Origin of the sequence: Pengzhenrongella phosphoraccumulans (genome assembly GCF_045689905.1) — a bacterium.
In the GTDB taxonomy this organism is placed as follows: domain Bacteria; phylum Actinomycetota; class Actinomycetes; order Actinomycetales; family Cellulomonadaceae; genus Pengzhenrongella; species Pengzhenrongella phosphoraccumulans.
In genome coordinates, this window is the sequence record NZ_CP144210.1 from 1,746,915 (window position 1) to 1,764,436 (window position 17,522).

Consider the following 17,522-nt stretch of genomic DNA (forward strand, 5'->3'; position numbering starts at 1 on the left):
CAAGGACTCCTCGTGGGCACCGGCCCACACGCGCCACTCCGGCGAACCCGGGCGGTCGAAGAGGTACCGCCTCAGCGACGACCCGTCGACATAGACCTGCATCACGCCCCGATCGCGACGACGCGCCGGACGACGCCTTTTTCACCCATGAGCCTATCGGCCCACCGTGACGCCGATGACCCGTGCCCCGGGGTGCGCACAGGGCGCGAACCGGTGTCTGTCAGGCCCCGTGCATCCGCTGCATCGCGAGCTGGACGAGATGGATCAACGACTGCTTGGTCGCCGCCCGGGACCGGGCGTCGGTGTAGAGCACGGGGACTCCCGGCGGGATCGTCAGGGCCTCGCGCACGTCGTCGAGCGAGTGCTTGGCGACGCCGTCGAAGCAGTTGACCCCGACGACGAACGGGATGCCGCGGCTCTCGAAGTAGTCGATCGCCGGGAAGCACTGCTCGAGCCGGTCGGTGTCGACCAGCACGACGGCGCCGATGGCGCCCCGCACGATGTCGTCCCACATGAACAGGAATCGATCCTGGCCCGGTGTGCCGAACAGGTACAGCCACAAGGAGCCCGGCAGCGCGATGCGGCCGAAGTCCATGGCGACCGTCGTGGTCGTCTTGCGGTCGGAACGTCCGCCGGCGTCGTCGACGCCCACGGAGTGCTCCGTCATGGCCGCCTCGGTGTTGAGCGGCTCGATGTCTGAGATGGACCCGATGAAGGTCGTCTTGCCGACGGCAAAGCCCCCGGCGACGACGATCTTGACGACGGTGGGCGCAACTCGCGCTCCCGTGGTCGAGGGAGCCGCCACCGAGGTATCAGAGGGCGGATAGGCCATTGAGAACACTCTCCAGCACGCTCATGGACAGGTCAGGCGACTGTCCGGTACGGACGTCGACCGGTGTTGACGAGTGGACGCGAACGTATTTCGCGTCCGCAAGGTCGGCCACGATGACGCGGACGACCCCGATGGGCAGATGGAGCAGCGCCGAGAGTTCGACGACGGAGACAAACGTGTGGGCCGTGTGCTGGAGAATGGCCCGTTTCTCCGGCGGCAATCCTTCGCCGCCCACCGCCCCAGGGAGGACTTCGACAAGTGCTTCGAGCGGCATGTCCGGCGTAGCTGACCGGACCCGACCCCCAGTGACCGAGTAGGGCCGGACTGACCGGGTCTCGTACTCACCCGGTGCCGCTCGTGGATCCTCATCCCACGGGAGCACGAGTGGCTCCGTCAATCGGGAGTTGGCCACGCATCTCGGTGATGAGCTGCGGGGTCAGGGTGGCTTCCGTGCGGGACACGAGCATGGCCATCTCGTAGCCGATCAGGCCGACGTCACAGCTCGAGTCGGCGACCACGGCCAGGACCGAGCCGTTCGACACGCTCATGAGGAACAGGAAGAGGTCATCCATCTCGACGATCGCCTGCCGGACCTCGCCGGCCTGGAGCTGACGCGCCGCGCTCCGAGTCAGGCTCGACATGCCCGACACGATTGCCGCGAGCTGATCACCGCTCGTGCGATCGAGCTGCTCCGACATGGCCATGAGCAATCCATCCGCGGACACCACCATCGTGTGGCGGGTCCCCGGGATCGTCCGGACAAAGTTGTCCAGGAGCCAGCCGAAGTTGGCCGCCTCAGTGCTGAGCGCTGTCACTCTTCCTCCTCATGTGAGGTCCCGGAAGCATCTGCTGTCCGTGACCGCGTGATGACCGTACCGGCGCCCGTGGGTTCGTTCGTGTCCCCCGGTACGTTATCGACCGAGTGCTCGGCCTCAATTCGTCCGCGACTCGTCCCGGACTGGAAGCTCGACAAGCGCGAGCGAAGCTGTGCGGCGTCCCGCGTCGTGGCGCGCGCGGCATCGGGCTGCGGTGCCTGGGGCGGGACGACGGTCGGGACGCGGCGCTTGAGAGAGTTGCTGGCGCTCGCCCCGACCACGCTCGGCCGGTAGGCCGCGAGCTGACCGAGCTCCGCGAAGGCCTGCTCCTGGATGTCGGAGCGGAGCGCGAGCATCGCTGCGACGTCGGCGTCGAGACCACCGCGCGTCACGGACGGCGGGATCACGGGCGGAAGCGCCGGGGTCGGAACCCCGCGGTTGTCCGCAGCGACGTTCGGAGCGTCGCCGTCGGGGGTCTGGTCGGTCCACGCCGGTCCAGCCCAGCCGCCCGACGGGACCGCGGGTGCCGCGGTGGTCGGTGCGTACACGTCGACCTCGGGCAGATCACGCTGCGGGGTCCAGTGGGGCGCGGGTACGGAGGGGGTCCAGCGACCGGCGTCCGCGGCCGCGTCGGCTGCCGCCGGGCTCGCTGCTTCCCGGGTCGGCAGACGCGTCGGCAGTGCGGGGCTTGCCGATTCGGTGGTGGTGGTGGCGGACTTGTGGCCCAGCCAGCTCCGAGGACCGCGTCGCGCTGGCTTAGCGGCATCAAGGACCTCAGGGACGGGCGGCGGTCCGACGGCGGGAGCGACATCGGCTGGAGGCGTGACAGCAACCACGACCACAGGCTCGACGACCGGAGCGACCGGGGCCGGAGCAACTGGGACCGGAGCAACTGGGACCGGAGCAACCAGGGCAGCGGGCGGCTCCACCGGGGCGGGAGGCTCGAGGGGAACGACGTCGTCCGACACCTGGGCGGCGGCCACGATCGGCATCTCACCCGTCATCGCACGCCAGAGCGCCGGCACCGAGGTCAACGCGTCCTCGTCCGACTGGTGCGGCGGGAGCTCGGTGGCCGAGGCGAACCACGGCGCGTTCTCGAGCAGCTCGCCGGACTTGCGACCCCAGCGCCCGCGAGCGACGTCCGGGGCGGAGCCCGCCACCGGCGCATCGGGAGCGGGAGCCACGTCGAGGGCCTCACCGATGATCCTCGCGACCGACGTCGGCGCCCACGGCACCTTCAACGGCGCGAGGTCCACGATCGGTTCAGGGACGACGGCGACCTCAGGCACGACTGCGACCTCAGGCACGACGGCGACCTCAGGCACGACTACGACCTCAGGCACGACGGCGGCTGCGGCGGTGACACCCGCCCCGCGGCCGAAGAACCCCTGCAAGGACCGATGCGCATCCGCCGGATCGACCGGGCCGGTCTCGAGAGCCGGGACGACGGGCGGCACGACGGCGGCCATGGCAGAGACCGAGACGTCCGGGACGGCTGCGTCGCGCCGGCCGTGGCGACCGAGCGTGCCGCGGGTCGGCAGGGCCTCGGCAGGTGCCGGCGCGGGCTCGTGGTCGGGCTCGGGCGCGACGACTTCGCGCGGCACGAACGGTTCGGGGACGAAGGGCTCGACCGGGACCTGCGCCTCGACGACTACGTCCGGCACCACAGGAGCGGCGAGCTCCGGCAGGTCGGCCGCGGGGGCGTTCGATCGGCGGCTGAACCAGTGGCGCTTGACGGGGCGCGCTGACGCTGCGGGCTCCGGCTGGGCGATCGGCAGGGCGATCGGCAGGGCAATCGGCAGGGCGACGACGGCCTCGGCGACGGGCACGCGTACGGGTGCCACGGCCTCGACCTCGACCTCGACCGTGTGGAGCGGCAGCATGTCTACCGGCCGCACATCAACCGGCTGCGTGACCTTGACCGGAAGGCCGGCCGCGAGCACAGGCTCCGGCTGGACAAGCTGGTCGACGACGGGCCGGTCGACGACGGGCTGGTCGACGACGGGCTCCTCGCCGGGTACGGGCGCGGGTCGCCACGACGACGCGCTGAGGTCTTCCTCGCCCCAGGCGCGAGCCTCGTTCAAGGTCGACTCGAAGGCCTTCGGCGTCGCGACGGGCTGTGCTGCCTCCCGCGCCACCTCCACAGGCGCCACCACGGGCTCGTCGGCCACAGGTGCCTCGGCGCGTGCGAGCAGCCCCGAGTCCGCGAGCTGCATCTCCGGCGCCCACGGCTCCTCGTCCGGCTCGAGCTGCGGAATCGTGAAGGCGTCCTCATCGTCGTCGTCGGTCACCAGATCGGGAACGACGTACTCGATGTCCGTCTCGGCCACGTCGTGGGCGCCCGGGATCGTACGGAGGTCGAGCGGCAGACGATCGGCGGGCGCCGGCACGTCAGCGGCACGGCCCCGGAAACCGCCGAAGAGCGCGCCGCGGTCCGCCCTGGAGACCTTGGGCGCGGACGGCTGGGGGACGGTCGGATCCACGCCGGGCTTGCGCAGAGCATCGGCGCGGTTCGGGAGCCGGGAGCCGGTGGCAGACGCCGGGACCTCCGGTGCCCACCCGCCGGTGCGGACCGCGAGCTCCGGGGTCAGTCGGGCCTGCTCGAGCGGTGGCAGCACGAACATCCGGCCGTCACGCTCTGGAACAGACTCCTCGACGGGCGACCCGGCACTCTCGAGCACGTCGCCCTCGAGAGCGGGGACCTCGAAACCCTCGGACGCAACAGGCACAGCGCCGTCGGGCTGCGAGTCCCCGACCGACGCCTGCGCCTCGACGTCCTGGCGCGAGCGACGGCGTGGCAGGCCGAACGCGGTCTCCCCGTCGGTCAGCGCCGCGAGGTCGACAGCCTCGACCACGGGAGGCTCCGGCTCGGCATAGGTCGACGATCCGGCCCGGTCGGACTCGGTCACGTGGGACAGCTCGAACAGGCGCGCGGGGAAACGCACCGCGACCACGGTGCCCTTCCCGTTGGCGGCCTTGGAGATGATCACGTGCGCCTTGAGGCGCAACGCGAGCCGGCCCACGACGTAGAAGCCGAGCCGCTGTGCACCGAGCACGTCGCCCGCCGCGGTCGACCGGATCTTGAGCTGGGCGGCGTCGATCTCTTCGTCGGACATGCCGAGCCCGTGGTCGCGGACGACGACCTGGACGTACTCGCCGTCGATCGAGGTCGCGACCTCGACCGGGGTGCCCGGCTCGGAGAACACAGTGGCGTTCTCGAGCAGCTCGGCGAGCAGGTGCGCGGCGGCGAGCGAGCTGAAACCGACCATCGGCGGGTCGATCCCCAGCTCGAGCTGGACCCGGTCGTACTGCTCGATCTCGGACGACGCGGTGCGGATCACGTCCGAGAGCGGCATCGCGTCGCGCATGCGGCGCCCGGACTCGATCCCGGCGAGGACGAGCAAGGACTCGGCGTTGCGGCGCATCCGGGTGGCGAGGTGGTCGAGCCGGAACAGGTTCCCCAGGACGTTCGGGTCCTCTTCGGTCTGCTCGAGGGCGTCGATGAACGAGATCTGCCGGTTGAGCAGCACCTGGTCGCGACGCGCGACGTTGACGAACATCTCGGCGATCGAGCCGCGCAGGGCAGCCTGCTCCTGGGCGATCTGGATCGTGGTGGCGTTGACGTCGTTGAATGCCCGAGCCAGCCGGCCGACCTCGTCCCGGGAGGTCACGGGAATCTGGACGAGCGAGAGCTGGGGTGCCTCTCCGGGCGCGGCGACCTGCTCGACCAGCAAGGGCAGCGCCTCGCGCACGTCGCCGACGGCCTTCGTCAGGCGGCGCAGCGGGACGACGATCTGACCGGCGATGAGGAACGCGATCGCGATCGAGATGAACACGACGAGCAGCGTCGCTGCGATCGTGAGCCGAGCCTCACGGACCGTGGCTGCCTGGTTGCTCTCCGCCTGGTCGACCGCCAGCACCAGCACCTGGTCGCCGACCATCGACAGCTCATTGATCTCGGCGGTGGAGTACGTCTGGAACGACGCGAGGTCCATCGTCGCAACGACGCTCGCGTTTCCGGAGGACAGGAGCAGGCGCTGGCTCGCATAGGCCGCGTCCTGGGTCGTGAGCTGGAGGTCGGTCAGCCGGAGCTGGTTGACGGCGGTGCGAGCCTGCGCGCGGAGCGCGGTGTTCACCACGACCGACGGCGCGAGGTTGACGACGGCGCGAGCGTCTGAGCCCCGGGCCGAGATCACCCCGACGGCGCTGGGCAGCTCGTGGACGATCGCCTCGCGTGCCTCGCCGACGAGACCGTACGCATCGAGGTACTTGGCCAGCGAGCGGTCGGACAGCACGTCGGCGATCGCGCGTGCGGTCCCGACATGCTGCTTGATGATCGCCGTGTACTGCGCGTCGACGACCGCCGGCATCAGCGCGCCGACGACATCGAACCGCGCCGGCATGGTCGGCACCGTGTCGCGGGCCTTGCGGGACGCCCTGAGGTTCTCGCCGACGATGGGGTCAAGCACAGAGACGTCGATCGGAGCGATCGCGACGGCGTACTGGGCGGACTTGGTGTCCGTGTCCGCGCGGGCCGCGTACAGCGCATCGCGCGGCGCGGCCGGGTTGGCGAGGAACGCCAGCTCTTCCTGCCGCTCCACCTGCAGCGCACCCGTGAGGGCGCTGAGCTCGTCCGCCGTGCTGACGAGCTCGTTGACCGCGCGGGCCACGTTGCCCGCCTCGATCGACTGCGCGGAGATGATCGACGCGGCGCCGAAAAGGACGACGATGGGCACAGCGAGAGCCGCGAGTACCTTCCCGCGGATGCCCAACCTGCGCAGCATGGGTCCCTCTCCGTCACTTTGTCGGCGTGGTCTGCCGACGATCGACCCGACCTGATCGGTCTGGTGCCGTTCACATCCCATCGGCGCGTGATCGGCAGGTTATAAGGCCGAAGGCGATATTCGTCTGCGCATTCGCCTGAGCGCCCCATTCGTCCCGTCCCGCTACGCTCCCAGACGTGCGCGCCGTGACGATCACTACCCCCGGAGGACCCCACGTCCTCGCCGAACGAACCTTCCCCGACCCCGCCCCGGGTGGGGGTGAGGTGCTGATCGACGTCGCCGCGGCGGGGATCAACCGCGCCGACGTCCTCCAGCGCGAGGGACACTACCCGCCGCCCGCGGGCACTCCGCTCTGGCCCGGGCTCGAGGTGTCTGGCACGATCGCCGCGGTCGGGCCGGGGGTGTCGAGCTGGCCGGTCGGCACCCGGGTCTGTGCGCTGCTCAGCGGCGGCGGCTACGCCGATCTCGTGGTCGCGCCGGCCACCCAGCTCCTCCCGGTGCCGGCGGGGCTGGACCTGGTGAGCGCCGCCGCCCTCCCGGAGGCGGTGTGCACCGCGTGGTCGAACCTGGTCGACGCCGGTTCGCTGCGGGCCGGCCAGTGGGTGCTCATCCAGGGCGGTTCGGGCGGCGTCGGATCGATCGCGATCCAGCTCGCCGTCGCCCTCGGCGCGCACGTCGTGGCGACCGCCGGCGGGCCCGAGCGGGCCGCCCGGTGCGCGGACCTCGGGGCCGAGGTCGTCGTCGACCACCGGGCGCAGGACCCGGTTCGCGCGGTGCTGGACGCGACCGGCGGCGGTGGCGTCGACGTCGTGCTCGACGTGCTCGGCGGGGGTGCGCTGGCTGCGAACCTGGCGTCGCTCGCGATCGGGGGCAGGCTCGTCGTGATCGGGATGCAGCAGGGACGGCACGCGGACCTCGACCTCGGGCTGCTCCTGGCGAAGCGCGCGTCGATCATCGGCACCACGTTGCGCGCCCGCCCGGCGCAGGAGAAGGCAGCCATCGTCGCGGCCGTGCGGGCCGCCGCCTGGCCGATGCTCGACGACGGCCGGCTCCGGCCGATCGTCCATGCGCGGCTCCCGTTCGACGAGGCGGCCGCGGCCCACGAGCTGCTCGAGTCCGGCCAGGTGTTCGGCAAGGTGCTGCTGATCCCGTGATGCGCGGGCAGCACCTGCGCCGTCGGGCGATGATGGCTAGATGACCGACGACGACGGCTCAGCCGCACCCCAGGCCCCTGCCGAGCGCGCGCCCGACGGGTCGACTCCGGCGCGCGGCGTCGTCGTCGGCCCGGAGGTGAGCACCACTGCAGAGCCGGACGACACCGCGGAGAACCCCACCGAGATGGTCGACCAGCCCGCGAAGGTCATGCGTATCGGGACGATGATCAAGCAGCTGCTCGAGGAGGTCCGCAGCGCACCGCTCGACGAGGCGGCCCGCGCGCGCCTGGCGGCCGTGCACGAACGCTCGTTGCGCGAGCTCGAGGACGGGCTGTCCCCGGAGCTGGTCGCGGAGCTGCACCGCATCACGCTGCCGCTGGGGGTCGACGAGGTGCCGTCCGACGCCGAGCTGCGGATCGCCCAGGCCCAGCTCGTCGGCTGGCTGGAGGGCCTGTTCCACGGCATCCAGACCGCGCTGGTGGCCCAGCAGATGGCGGCCCAGTCCCAGCTGGCCAACATGCGCCGCTCCCTCCCCCCAGCCCTCACCGAGCTGGGCGCGGTAGCCGCCCCACTCCCCGAGGCCCCGGGCCAATACCTCTAACCGCGTTTGTGGGCTTGGGGTTGGGGAGTGGTGGTGAGGGCGATCGCGGCCGAGACCGCCAGGAGGCCGACCAGCTCCAGGAGCGTCGGGAGCTGGCGTAGGACGACGGCGCCCACCAGCGCCGCCGTCGCGGGCAGCAGCGCGAGCATCACCGCGAACGTGGCGGCGGTGACGCGACGCAGCACGACCTGCTCGATCGCGTAGGGGATCACCGACGAGAGCACCGCGATCCCGAGCACGGCCGCGGCGAGCCGCCAGTCGTGCAGCACGGGAGCGGCCCCGCGCGCCAGGAACGGGGCGAACACGATCGCGCCGGCGGTCATGGCCAACGACAGCGACGTCACCCCCGAACCCTTCATGGCCACCCGCCGGCCGAGCACGATGTAGCCCGCCCAGCACGCCGCCGCGGCGAGGGTCGCGACCAGGCCGACGACGGCGTCCGGCCCGGCATCCTGCGTGAGCGTCACCCCCGCGAGCAGGGCGACGCCGGCGGCCGCGAGCGCGATCCCGAACCGCTCGCGTCGGCCGCGCCCCGTGATCGCCGCCACCGCGATCGGTCCGATGAACTCGATCGCGACGACCGTGCCCAGCGGCAGGCGGTCGATGGCGAAGTAGAAGGTGACGTTCATGGAGGCCAGGACCGTGCCGAACGCCGCGACCGCGAGCAGGTCGCGGCGCGACCAGCGCACCCGCCACGGGCGGCGCCACGCGAGCAGCACCCCCGCGGCGACGACGATCCGCAGCCACGCGACGTTCGGCGCGGCGATCACCGCGAACAGGCCCACCGCCAGGGCTGCGCCCAGATACTGGGTCAGGCCCGAGACGACGAACAGCGCGAGCGCGGGGACCCGATCGAGGGCTGAGCCGGGGCCGGGTCGGGGTTGCACGCCCACACGGTAGTGCGCCCTCTGCGCGGTGGGCGTCAGGCGAGCTCGAGCAGGTCGTTGCAGACGCGCATGTTCCCGTCCTCGCCCGTCCACATCAGCGTGACGCGGCGGCTCGCGAACGCGACGTCGAGCGACGCGGTGTGCTCGCCGTCGGTCCAGGTCAGGCTCAGCCGCTCGCCCTCGCCACCGACCGTGCACTCGCCGCCGAAGGCCGCGTGGGTGTTGCGGAGCCGGATCAGCCCCGCGAGCGCCGCGACGACCGGGCGCTGGAGCTCGGCGTCGATCTCGGTGCGCGTGTAGCGATGGCGGTTGATGTCCCGGCCGACGCCGGACGCGGCCAACAGGTCCATGTCGTTGCCCCCCGCGAGCAGCCCGACGTAGTAGACCTGCGGGATCCCGGGGGTGAAGAACTGCATCGCGCGAGCGATCAGGTAGGCGACGTCGTCCCGGCCGAGCGCGTCGTAGTACGTGCAGTTGACCTGGTAGACGTCCAGGTTGGAGGCGGCCCACCCGGTCGCCTGGCGCGAGTGCCCGCCCGAGCGCTCGTGGATGCCCTCGACCAGGTCGTGCACCTGGTCCGGCGTCAGCAGCCCGGGGCGGCCGTCGCCCATCTGGTCGGGGCCGACGTCGATCACGCCGATCCCGTCGTGCGTGTCGAGCACGGTGACGGCGTTGACCGGGCGGACGTCGAGCCACCGGTGCAGCGGGGCGGCGTCGCCGGTGAACAGCGAGTGCAGCAGGAGCGGCGGGAGCGCGAAGTCGTAGACGCGGTCCACCGCGGAGCCGATGGCGATCTGCCGCTCGAAGTGCGCGTGGATCTCGACGAGCACCTGCACGCCGAGCGCACGCGCCTGGGCGGTCAGCTGGTCGATGAAGGTGAACGTCTGCGGCGTCATGAACGACGACGTGCCGGCTGTCTTGACCGCGTACCCGACGGCGTCCAGCCGCACCATCGAGACGCCGCCGTCGGCGAGCGTGGTGAGCACCCGGTCGAGGTAGGCGCGCGCGGTGGGGTTGGCCAGGTTGAGGTCGATCTGCTGGCTCGTGAAAGTGGTCCACACGAGGCGTTTGCGCTTCCCGAGGGTCAGGACGGCGAACGGCAGGCCGGGCCGCGGGCGGTAGATGCCGACCAGGTCGGCTTCGGTCGCCCCGAGCGGGTAGACGTCGTCCATCGTGAGGAACATCCCGGCGTGCGGGGAGTCGTCGCCACGCGCCAGCACGTCCTGGAACTCGGCCGAGTCCGCCGAGACGTGGTTGACGATGAGGTCGACCATCAGCGTGTACTCGGCCCCGAGAGCGCGCACGTCGTCCCAGGTGCCCAGGCGCGGGTCCACGGCGGCGTGGTCCACGGGGTCGAAGCCGGCATCGGCGCCGTCGAACGGCGTGAAGAACGGGAGGATGTGGACCCCGGTGAACAGGCCGGCCAACGGGCCGTCGAGCACCTCCCGGAGCGCGCCGACGCTGCCGCCGAACCGGTCCGCATACGCAATCAGCTGGACGCCTTCGCGTACCTCGGCCGTGTCCATGACGCTCGCTCTCCGGTGCTCAAGTTGTGGATGGCCGCGCGGGCGGCGCGGCGGGAGGTTCCCGACGCAGACGTTCCTGCGCCACACAGCAGCGGTCGGCCCGCACGTCGTTCTATCGCGACGCGCGGACCGACCGGTGGAGCACTTTCAGCCCTTCACCGAACCCGCGAGGAGCCCGCGGACGAAGAACCGCTGGAGGGTGATGAACACGGCGACCGGGACGATGATCGCCACGAAAGCACCTGCCGACAGCAGCTGCCACGCGTTGTCACGGGTACCGCTGAGGTTCGCGAGCCCCACCGTGATCGGGGACGCGTTGGCGTCGCCGGCGAACGTCAGAGCGACCAGAAGGTCGTTCCAGACCCAGAGGAACTGGAAGATCCCGAACGCAGCCAGCGCAGGAACCATGAGTGGCAGGAGCACCCGGAAGAGGATCTTCACGTGGCCGGCACCGTCGACCCGAGCCGCTTCGATGAGCTCCTTCGGGATCTCCTTCATGAAGTTGTGGAGCAGGAAGATCGCGAGCGGGAGCGCGAAGGTCGAGTGCGATAACCAGATCCGCCAGAACGGCGGGATCCCAGCGTCCACGAAGAGCGTGAGCAGCGGGATCAACGTGACCTGGATCGGCACGATCTGCAGCGCGAACACGGCGACGAACAGCATGTTCCGCCCACGGAAGTCGATCCAGGCGAAGGCGTACGCGGCCATGATCGCCAGACAGATCGGGATGATCACCGCGGGGATGACGATCACGAACGAGTTGATGACGTATCCGCCGAGCCCTGCAGAACCCTCCGTGCTCAGGACGGTCTTGTAGTTCTCGAGGGTGACCTCCGGGTTGGAGAAGAACGTCCACCAACCCGTCGTCTTGATCGCCTTCTCGGGGCGGAACGAGGTCACCAGCAGACCGAAGGTCGGGATGGTCCACAGGACGGCGAGGACGACCGCGGCGAAGGAGGCCCACGGCGAGGTCAGCTTCTTTTTCGCATTGATCGCGGCCCGGCCGGCGAGCGAGGTCTTGGCCTTGAGTGCAGCCATCTCCTCGGGCGTGAGGTCGAGCTGGGGCGTCACGGTGCTCATCGTGCCTCCGAAGCGCGCAGCTGGTGGACGTTGTAGACCACGATAGGAATGACCAGGACGAAGAGCAGCACGGCGAGCGCCGCACCGAGTCCCTGGTTGTCGCTGCGGAAGCTCTGGGAGTAGAACTCGTTCGCGACGACGCTGGTATCGAACTGCCCGCCGGTCATCGTGCGCACGACGTCGAAGACCTTGAGGGTGCCGATGGCGATGGTCGAGAGGACGACCACGACCGACGGCCGGATCGCGGGCAGGGTGACGTACCGGAACATCTCGACCGGGTTGACCCCGTCGAGGCGAGCCGCCTCGATGACGTCGTCCGGGATGGCCTTGATCGAGGCCGACAGGATCGTCATGGCGAACCCAGCCTGGATCCAGATCATCACGGCGATGAGGAAGAACGTGTTCCACGGCGTATTGATGAGGAACTGTTGAGGAGGCAACCCGATCCACACGAGGATCTGGTTGAGCAGCCCGATCTGGTTGATGTTCCCCTGGTCGGGCCGGAACGCGTACATGAACTTCCAGATGATCGACGCCGCGACGAACGAGATCGACATCGGCAGGAAGATCAGCGCCTTCGACAGCGCCTCGCCGCGGGCACCGTCCACGAGGATCGCGTAGAGCAGCCCGATCGCGGTCGCCAGGAAGGGCGTCAGCAGCACCCACAGCGCCGTGTTGCGCAGCACCGTCAGCTGCTCGGCCGACCCGAAGATCGTCTGGTAGTTGCCGATGCCGATGAAGGCGTCACCCGCGGCGTTGAAGAACGAGTAGTACATCGTCCGTACCGCCGGGTACAGGAGCCCGATCGTGAGCATGACTCCGGTCGGCAGCAGGAACAGGAATGCGACGCGCGAAGAACCCTTGCGCTCCGACCGTCCCGCGATGAAGAGGATGACCCCCACCACCGCAACGAAGATCAGAATTGCGAGAGCCATGGACAAGAATTTCGATGCAGTTTCCATCTGAGCTCATCACCTCCTCGTGAGAGCGAACGGGTACCCGGGCGTGCACGCAGTTCGCATGCACGCCCGGGCCGCCGCGGATCGGTCAAATCAGGTCAGAACCGGTCGTTCAGGAAGCGGGCCACGCCGCTTCGATGTTGTCGACCGTGTCCTTGGTGCTCTGACCGGTGATCCAGTTGGTCGCCTGCTTCCAGAACGCGTTCGAGCCGATGGCAGCGGGCATCATGTCCGAGCCGTCGAAACGGAAGACCGTGTTCGGGTCCTGAAGAATCGTCGCGGCGAGTTCGTCGATCGGGTTCGTCAGGTTCGCCACCTCGAGGCCCTTGTTGGCGCTGATCCAGCCGCCACCAGTGGCTTCCGAGCTGATCTTGGCCTTGGTGTTGGCCCACAGGTCGGTGGAGAGGTAGGTCTGGAAGGCCTGGACCTCAGGCTTGTCGGAGAACGCGAGGTTGAACTCGCCACCACCGAGGACGGGGTGGTCGTCAGCCTTCACGCCCGGCAGGTAGAACGCGAAGATGTCGCCGTCCTTGGCGACCTTCGTGCCTTCCGGGAAGTTCGACGCGTAGAAGCTCGCCTGACGGTGCAGGGAGCACGTGCCCTCAAGGATCGGCAGGCCGCCGTCCTGGAAGGTCGTCGATGCGATGGACTTGACGTCGCCGAGCCCGCCGTTGACGTACGCGTCGTTCTTCAGGTACCCGCCGACGGCGTCGAGCGCCGCGGTGGGGGCAGCCGAGTTGAACGCGATCTCGTGGGTGACCCACTGGTCGTAGACGTCCGGCCCGGACAGACGGAGCATGAAGTCCTCCATCCAGTCAGTGATCGGCCAACCGGTGGCCTCACCACTGCCGATGCCTGCGCACCACGGCTTCTTGCCCGTGGCCGCGATGGTGTCGGAGAGCGTCTTGAGCTCGTCGAGCGTCGTGGGGACCTTGTAGCCGGCGTCGGCGAACTCCGACGGGGAGTACCAGACGAGCGACTTCACGGAAGCCCCGGACGGTGCGGCGTAGAACTTGCCGTCGACCGAGCCGTAGGCCTTCCAGTCAGCGCCCCAGAACTTGTCGACGTTGTCGGAGACAGCCTTGGGAGCCTCGACCGCGGCACCGGTCGCCACGAGCTGCTGGAGCAGGCCCGGCTGCGGCACGATCGCGATGTCGGGCGGGTTGCCCGCCTTGGCCCGGACCAGGATCTGCGTCTCGAAGGCCTTGTCGCCGGTGTAGTTGATCTTGGCGCCGGTGCAGTCCTCGAACGGCTTGTAGGAGTCCATGTACGGCGTGTCCTCGGGGGTCACGATGCCGGTGTAGACATTGACCTCCTTGCCGGACAGGTCTCCGTAGGACGCAAAAGCAGCGCAGTCGCCGCTCGCGGAGCTCGTGCTGCTGCTGCCCGAGTCTGAGCTGGAACACGCCGTCAGGACGAGGGCGAACCCCAGCCCCCCTGCGACCGCCGCGAGGACGCGGCGAGAACGAATGCTGGACATCTGGTGACCTCCACTGCGTTGTGGTCATGGAAACTCGCACGGATCGAGCGCTTAGAAGTCTTGCGCCGTACGGGCCTTGGGCACTATGTAAGCGCTTACATCTGGCAGATGCAAGCGATAACGGGCCTCAATCAGGTAACAATTTGGTCTCATCTGCTGTGGCCGAACGGGGAGGTCCGGTCGATCCCCGTTCGATCAGCTCCGTCTGGTAGACGACATCGCCCGGGACGGGTATCCCCGCGATCATCTGCAGCAGGAGGGAGGCCGCTTTCGCCCCCTCGTCGACGGCGGGCTGGACCATCGTCGTCAGCCCGACGAGCTCGCCGAGGTCGTGCCCGTCGATGCCGATGACCGACAGGTCCTCGGGGACGCGCAGGCCCCGATCGCGGGCGGCGAGGATCGCGCCCATCGCCATCTCGTCCGATGCCGCGAAGACCGCCGTGACGTCCGGGCACTGCCGGAAGAGCAGGTGCATCGACTCCCTGCCACCGTCGAGGTCGAAGTGCCCGTGCACCTCGAGCTCCGGCCCGTGCGGGAGCCCGGCGTCCTCGAGGGCCGTGAGCCAGCCCCGGCGCCGCGCGACCGGCGGCGAGAAGGGGGTCACGTCGTCGGGCGAGCCGCTGATGTGCCCGATCCAGCGGTGGCCCAGGCCGAGGAGGTGCTCGGTGGCTTCCCGCCCGGTCGCGTAGTCGTCGAGCCGGATGGTGACCTGGCCCGGCACGCTCGACCCGATGAAGATCATGGGGTGCCCGAGGCTCAGCAACGACTGGACCTCCGCCTCGTCGAGCGGGAAGCCGACGATGAGGATCCCGTCGACCCGGCGGCGCAGCACGTCCGGGTCGACCCGGAGCCGGGGTGCACGCCGGGAGACCTCGAAGGTGTGCAGGAGCGCGTCGTAGCCCTGCGCGCGCAGCGCCTGCTCCGCGCCCTCGATGACGTTCGAGAAGAACCAGTGGTTGACGAACGGGGTCAGCAGACCGATCGTCCGGGTGCGGCCCGAGGCCAACGAGGCCGCCGACGGCGACGCGACGTACCCCAGCTGGGCGGCCGCGGACTGAACCCGCTCGCGCGTCGCAGCGGAGACGTTGGGCAGGCCTCGGAGCGCACGGGAGACCGTCGCCGTGGAGACCCCAGCGACTCGGGCAACGTCATCGATGCCATGCGCCACGCCCGTGACTGTGCCACCCGCCAGGGGCGGGCGTCCACCCGGAGCCACAGCGGTCAGCGCAGCAGGCTACGCAGGACGACGACGGCGCCGTCGTCGTCGATCGTGCCGGTGACCTCGTCGGCGACCTCCCGGACGGTCTGCGGGGCGTGGCCCATCGCGACCCCGCGCGCGGCCCAGTCGATCATCTGCAGGTCGTTGTTGCCGTCACCGATCGCGACCGTGCGCGCGGGCTCGACCCCGAGCCGGCGCCGGACGACCTCGAGCGCGCTGGCCTTCGAGACCCCCTTCGGGGCGATGTCCATCCACGCCGTCCAGCCGACGGCGTACATGACCTCGTCGAGGCCCATCCGCTGCACGAGGTCGTGGAACTCCTGGTTGGTGTGACCCGGGCTGCGCACGACGAGCCGGGTGACGTGGTCGCTCCAGAGATCCTCGAGGTCGACGACCTCGTGGTGCCCGGCGAGCTCGCCCGCGGGGAAGAGCTTGTTCATGCGGAAGCCGGAGTCGAGGTCCTCGACCGCGAAGTGGGCATCCGGGAGCTCGGCGTGCATGAGCCGCAGCGCGGGGCCGGGATCGAACGTGATGCGGTCGATCACCTCGTAGCCGGCGTCGGCTTCGGCGTCGAGCCGGACGGTGACCGCACCGTTGGAGCAGACCGCCCAGCCGCTCGTGAGGCCGAGCTCGCGCACGACCGGCATGGTCGCGTGGATCGAGCGCCCGGTCGCCAGGACAAGGTTCGCCCCCGCGAGCCGCAGCGCGGTGATCGCCGCGCGCAGGTCGTCCGAGAGCACGCCGTCGTACGTCATCAGGGTGCCGTCGATGTCGAGCGCGACGAGAATCGGTCCGGACCCGACGAGCCCGGAGCGACCGACCCCCGACGCGGCCGGGGGCGGGTCGCCCATCGAACCCGCCGAGCCCCTCGAGAGGCTGCTCACCGCGTGACCGGCTCGAGCACCTCGAGGCCGCCGAGGTAGCCGCGCAGGCCCGCCGGCACGCGCACCGAGCCGTCGGCCTGCTGGTGGTTCTCCAGGATCGCGACGATCCACCGGGTCGTGGCGAGCGTGCCGTTGACGGTGGCGACCGGACGCGTCTCGCCCGAGGCAGTCCGCTCGCGCGTGTTCAGCCGGCGGGCCTGGAACGTCGTGCAGTTCGAGGTCGAGGTCAGCTCGAGGAACCGGTTCTGGGTCGGCAACCACGCCTCGCAGTCGAACTTCTGCGCGGCGCTCATCCCGAGGTCTCCCGCGGCGGTGTTGATCACGCGGTACGGCAGCTCGACCTTGGCGAGCATGGCCTCCTCGAAGCCGAGCAGGCGGCGGTGCTCGGCCGCGGCGTCCTCGACGGAGGTGTAGCTGAACATCTCGACCTTGTGGAACTGGTGGACCCGGATGATGCCGCGGGTGTCCTTGCCGTACGAGCCGGCCTCGCGCCGGTAGCACGCGGACCAACCGGCGTAGCGCTTCGGTCCCGCGGTCAGGTCGAGGATCTCCCCCGAGTGGTACCCGGCGAGCGCGACCTCGCTCGTGCCGGTCAGGTACAGGTCGTCTGCCTCGAGCCGGTAGATCTCGTCGGCGTGCGCGCCGAGGAACCCCGTGCCGGCCATCATCTCGGGCCGGACCATCGTCGGGGTGATCATGGGCGTGAACCCGGCCGCGAGCGCGGTGTCCATGGCCGCGTTGAGCAGCGCGAGCTCGAGGCGCGCACCGATCCCGGTGAGGAAGTAGAACCGCGAGCCGGAGACCTTGGCGCCCCGCTCGGTGTCGATCGCACCGAGCATCTCGCCCAGCTCGAGGTGGTCACGCACCCGGAAGTCGGGTCCGTACTCGGCGGCGAAGTCGCGTACGGCGCCCTCGGTCCGCAGCACGACGTAGTCGTCCTCGCCGCCGACGGGCACCCCCTCCTCGACGACGTTCGCGATCTTGTACGCGGTCTCGGTGAGCAGCGCATCGGCCGCGTCAGCATCGGCCTGGCGGGCCTTGACCTCGCGCGAGAGCGCCTTGGTGTGGGTGAGCAGGCTCGTCTTCTCCTCACCCTGCGCGTCGGCGACCTGCTTGCCGAGCGACTTCTGCTCGGCGCGCAGCCGTTCGAAGTCGGTGAGCGCGGCACGACGCCGGGAGTCGGCGTCGAGCACGGCGTCCACGAGCGCGGGGTCGTCGCCGCGCGCGCGCTGGCTCGTACGGACTAGCTCGGGGTTCTCACGGAGGATTCGCAGGTCGATCACCCCCTGAGGGTAACGACC

The 17,522-nt window shown here is 70.1% G+C and carries 14 protein-coding genes; 2 read left to right on the top strand and 12 right to left on the bottom strand.

The features are described 5' to 3' along the window. Nucleotides 1–220 precede the first annotated feature (220 nt). The 4 genes from VTA80_RS08130 to VTA80_RS08145 are packed head-to-tail and all read right to left on the bottom strand — an operon-like array spanning nt 221 to nt 6,431. Nucleotides 221–832, bottom strand: coding sequence for a GTP-binding protein (locus tag VTA80_RS08130; RefSeq protein ID WP_407344884.1), 612 nt, complete (start codon nt 830–832; stop codon nt 221–223). Further along, nucleotides 813–1,214 carry a DUF742 domain-containing protein gene (locus VTA80_RS08135; RefSeq protein WP_407344885.1) on the bottom strand — a complete coding sequence of 134 codons (402 nt, stop codon included), beginning with the start codon at nt 1,212–1,214 and terminating at the stop codon, nt 813–815. Before VTA80_RS08135 ends, VTA80_RS08130 begins: the two co-directional genes overlap by 20 nt. Continuing rightward, nucleotides 1,198–1,647 (bottom strand): roadblock/LC7 domain-containing protein, encoded by a 450-nt coding sequence (locus tag VTA80_RS08140; RefSeq protein ID WP_407344886.1) that lies wholly within the window; start codon nt 1,645–1,647, stop codon nt 1,198–1,200. Before VTA80_RS08140 ends, VTA80_RS08135 begins: the two co-directional genes overlap by 17 nt. Continuing rightward, a complete protein-coding gene (locus VTA80_RS08145) occupies nt 1,644–6,431 on the bottom strand; it encodes an ATP-binding protein (protein ID WP_407344887.1) in 4,788 nt (1,595 codons plus the stop codon). Before VTA80_RS08145 ends, VTA80_RS08140 begins: the two co-directional genes overlap by 4 nt. Nucleotides 6,432–6,607: 176 nt before the next feature. On the opposite strand from VTA80_RS08145, the gene VTA80_RS08150 reads away from it, so the two are divergent. Together VTA80_RS08150 and VTA80_RS08155 are read left to right on the top strand one after the other, a co-directional pair. Continuing rightward, nucleotides 6,608–7,585: an NAD(P)H-quinone oxidoreductase gene (locus VTA80_RS08150; RefSeq protein ID WP_407344888.1), complete on the top strand. Its 978-nt coding sequence runs from the start codon at nt 6,608–6,610 to the stop codon at nt 7,583–7,585. A gap of 40 nt (nt 7,586–7,625) precedes the next feature. Further along, nucleotides 7,626–8,186, top strand: a complete 561-nt coding sequence (locus tag VTA80_RS08155; RefSeq protein WP_407344889.1) for a bacterial proteasome activator family protein — start codon at nt 7,626–7,628, stop codon at nt 8,184–8,186. On the opposite strand, the gene VTA80_RS08160 is transcribed toward VTA80_RS08155, so the two are convergent. The 8 genes from VTA80_RS08160 to serS all read right to left on the bottom strand — a co-directional run bounded on the left by VTA80_RS08160 (nt 8,183) and on the right by serS (nt 17,504). Next, nucleotides 8,183–9,073 (bottom strand): EamA family transporter, encoded by an 891-nt coding sequence (locus VTA80_RS08160; RefSeq protein WP_407344890.1) that lies wholly within the window; start codon nt 9,071–9,073, stop codon nt 8,183–8,185. The genes VTA80_RS08155 and VTA80_RS08160 overlap by 4 nt on opposite strands. Before the next feature lie 35 nt (nt 9,074–9,108). Continuing rightward, nucleotides 9,109–10,599: a sucrose phosphorylase gene (gene gtfA / locus VTA80_RS08165; RefSeq protein WP_407344891.1), complete on the bottom strand. Its 1,491-nt coding sequence runs from the start codon at nt 10,597–10,599 to the stop codon at nt 9,109–9,111. Nucleotides 10,600–10,746: 147 nt separating this feature from the next. Further along, nucleotides 10,747–11,679 carry a carbohydrate ABC transporter permease gene (locus VTA80_RS08170; protein WP_407344892.1) on the bottom strand — a complete coding sequence of 311 codons (933 nt, stop codon included), beginning with the start codon at nt 11,677–11,679 and terminating at the stop codon, nt 10,747–10,749. Further along, nucleotides 11,676–12,614, bottom strand: a complete 939-nt coding sequence (locus VTA80_RS08175; RefSeq protein ID WP_407344893.1) for a carbohydrate ABC transporter permease — start codon at nt 12,612–12,614, stop codon at nt 11,676–11,678. Before VTA80_RS08175 ends, VTA80_RS08170 begins: the two co-directional genes overlap by 4 nt. A gap of 136 nt (nt 12,615–12,750) precedes the next feature. Further along, nucleotides 12,751–14,118, bottom strand: coding sequence for an ABC transporter substrate-binding protein (locus VTA80_RS08180; protein WP_407344894.1), 1,368 nt, complete (start codon nt 14,116–14,118; stop codon nt 12,751–12,753). Nucleotides 14,119–14,245: 127 nt separating this feature from the next. Beyond that, the gene (locus VTA80_RS08185) at nt 14,246–15,286 is read right to left on the bottom strand and encodes a LacI family DNA-binding transcriptional regulator (protein WP_407344895.1); all 1,041 of its coding nucleotides are present in this window, start codon (nt 15,284–15,286) and stop codon (nt 14,246–14,248) included. 53 nt (nt 15,287–15,339) lie between these two features. After that, nucleotides 15,340–16,221 (bottom strand): HAD family hydrolase, encoded by an 882-nt coding sequence (locus tag VTA80_RS08190; protein WP_407344896.1) that lies wholly within the window; start codon nt 16,219–16,221, stop codon nt 15,340–15,342. Then, nucleotides 16,218–17,504: a serine--tRNA ligase gene (gene serS / locus VTA80_RS08195; RefSeq protein ID WP_407344897.1), complete on the bottom strand. Its 1,287-nt coding sequence runs from the start codon at nt 17,502–17,504 to the stop codon at nt 16,218–16,220. Before serS ends, VTA80_RS08190 begins: the two co-directional genes overlap by 4 nt. Nucleotides 17,505–17,522: the final 18 nt, after the last annotated feature.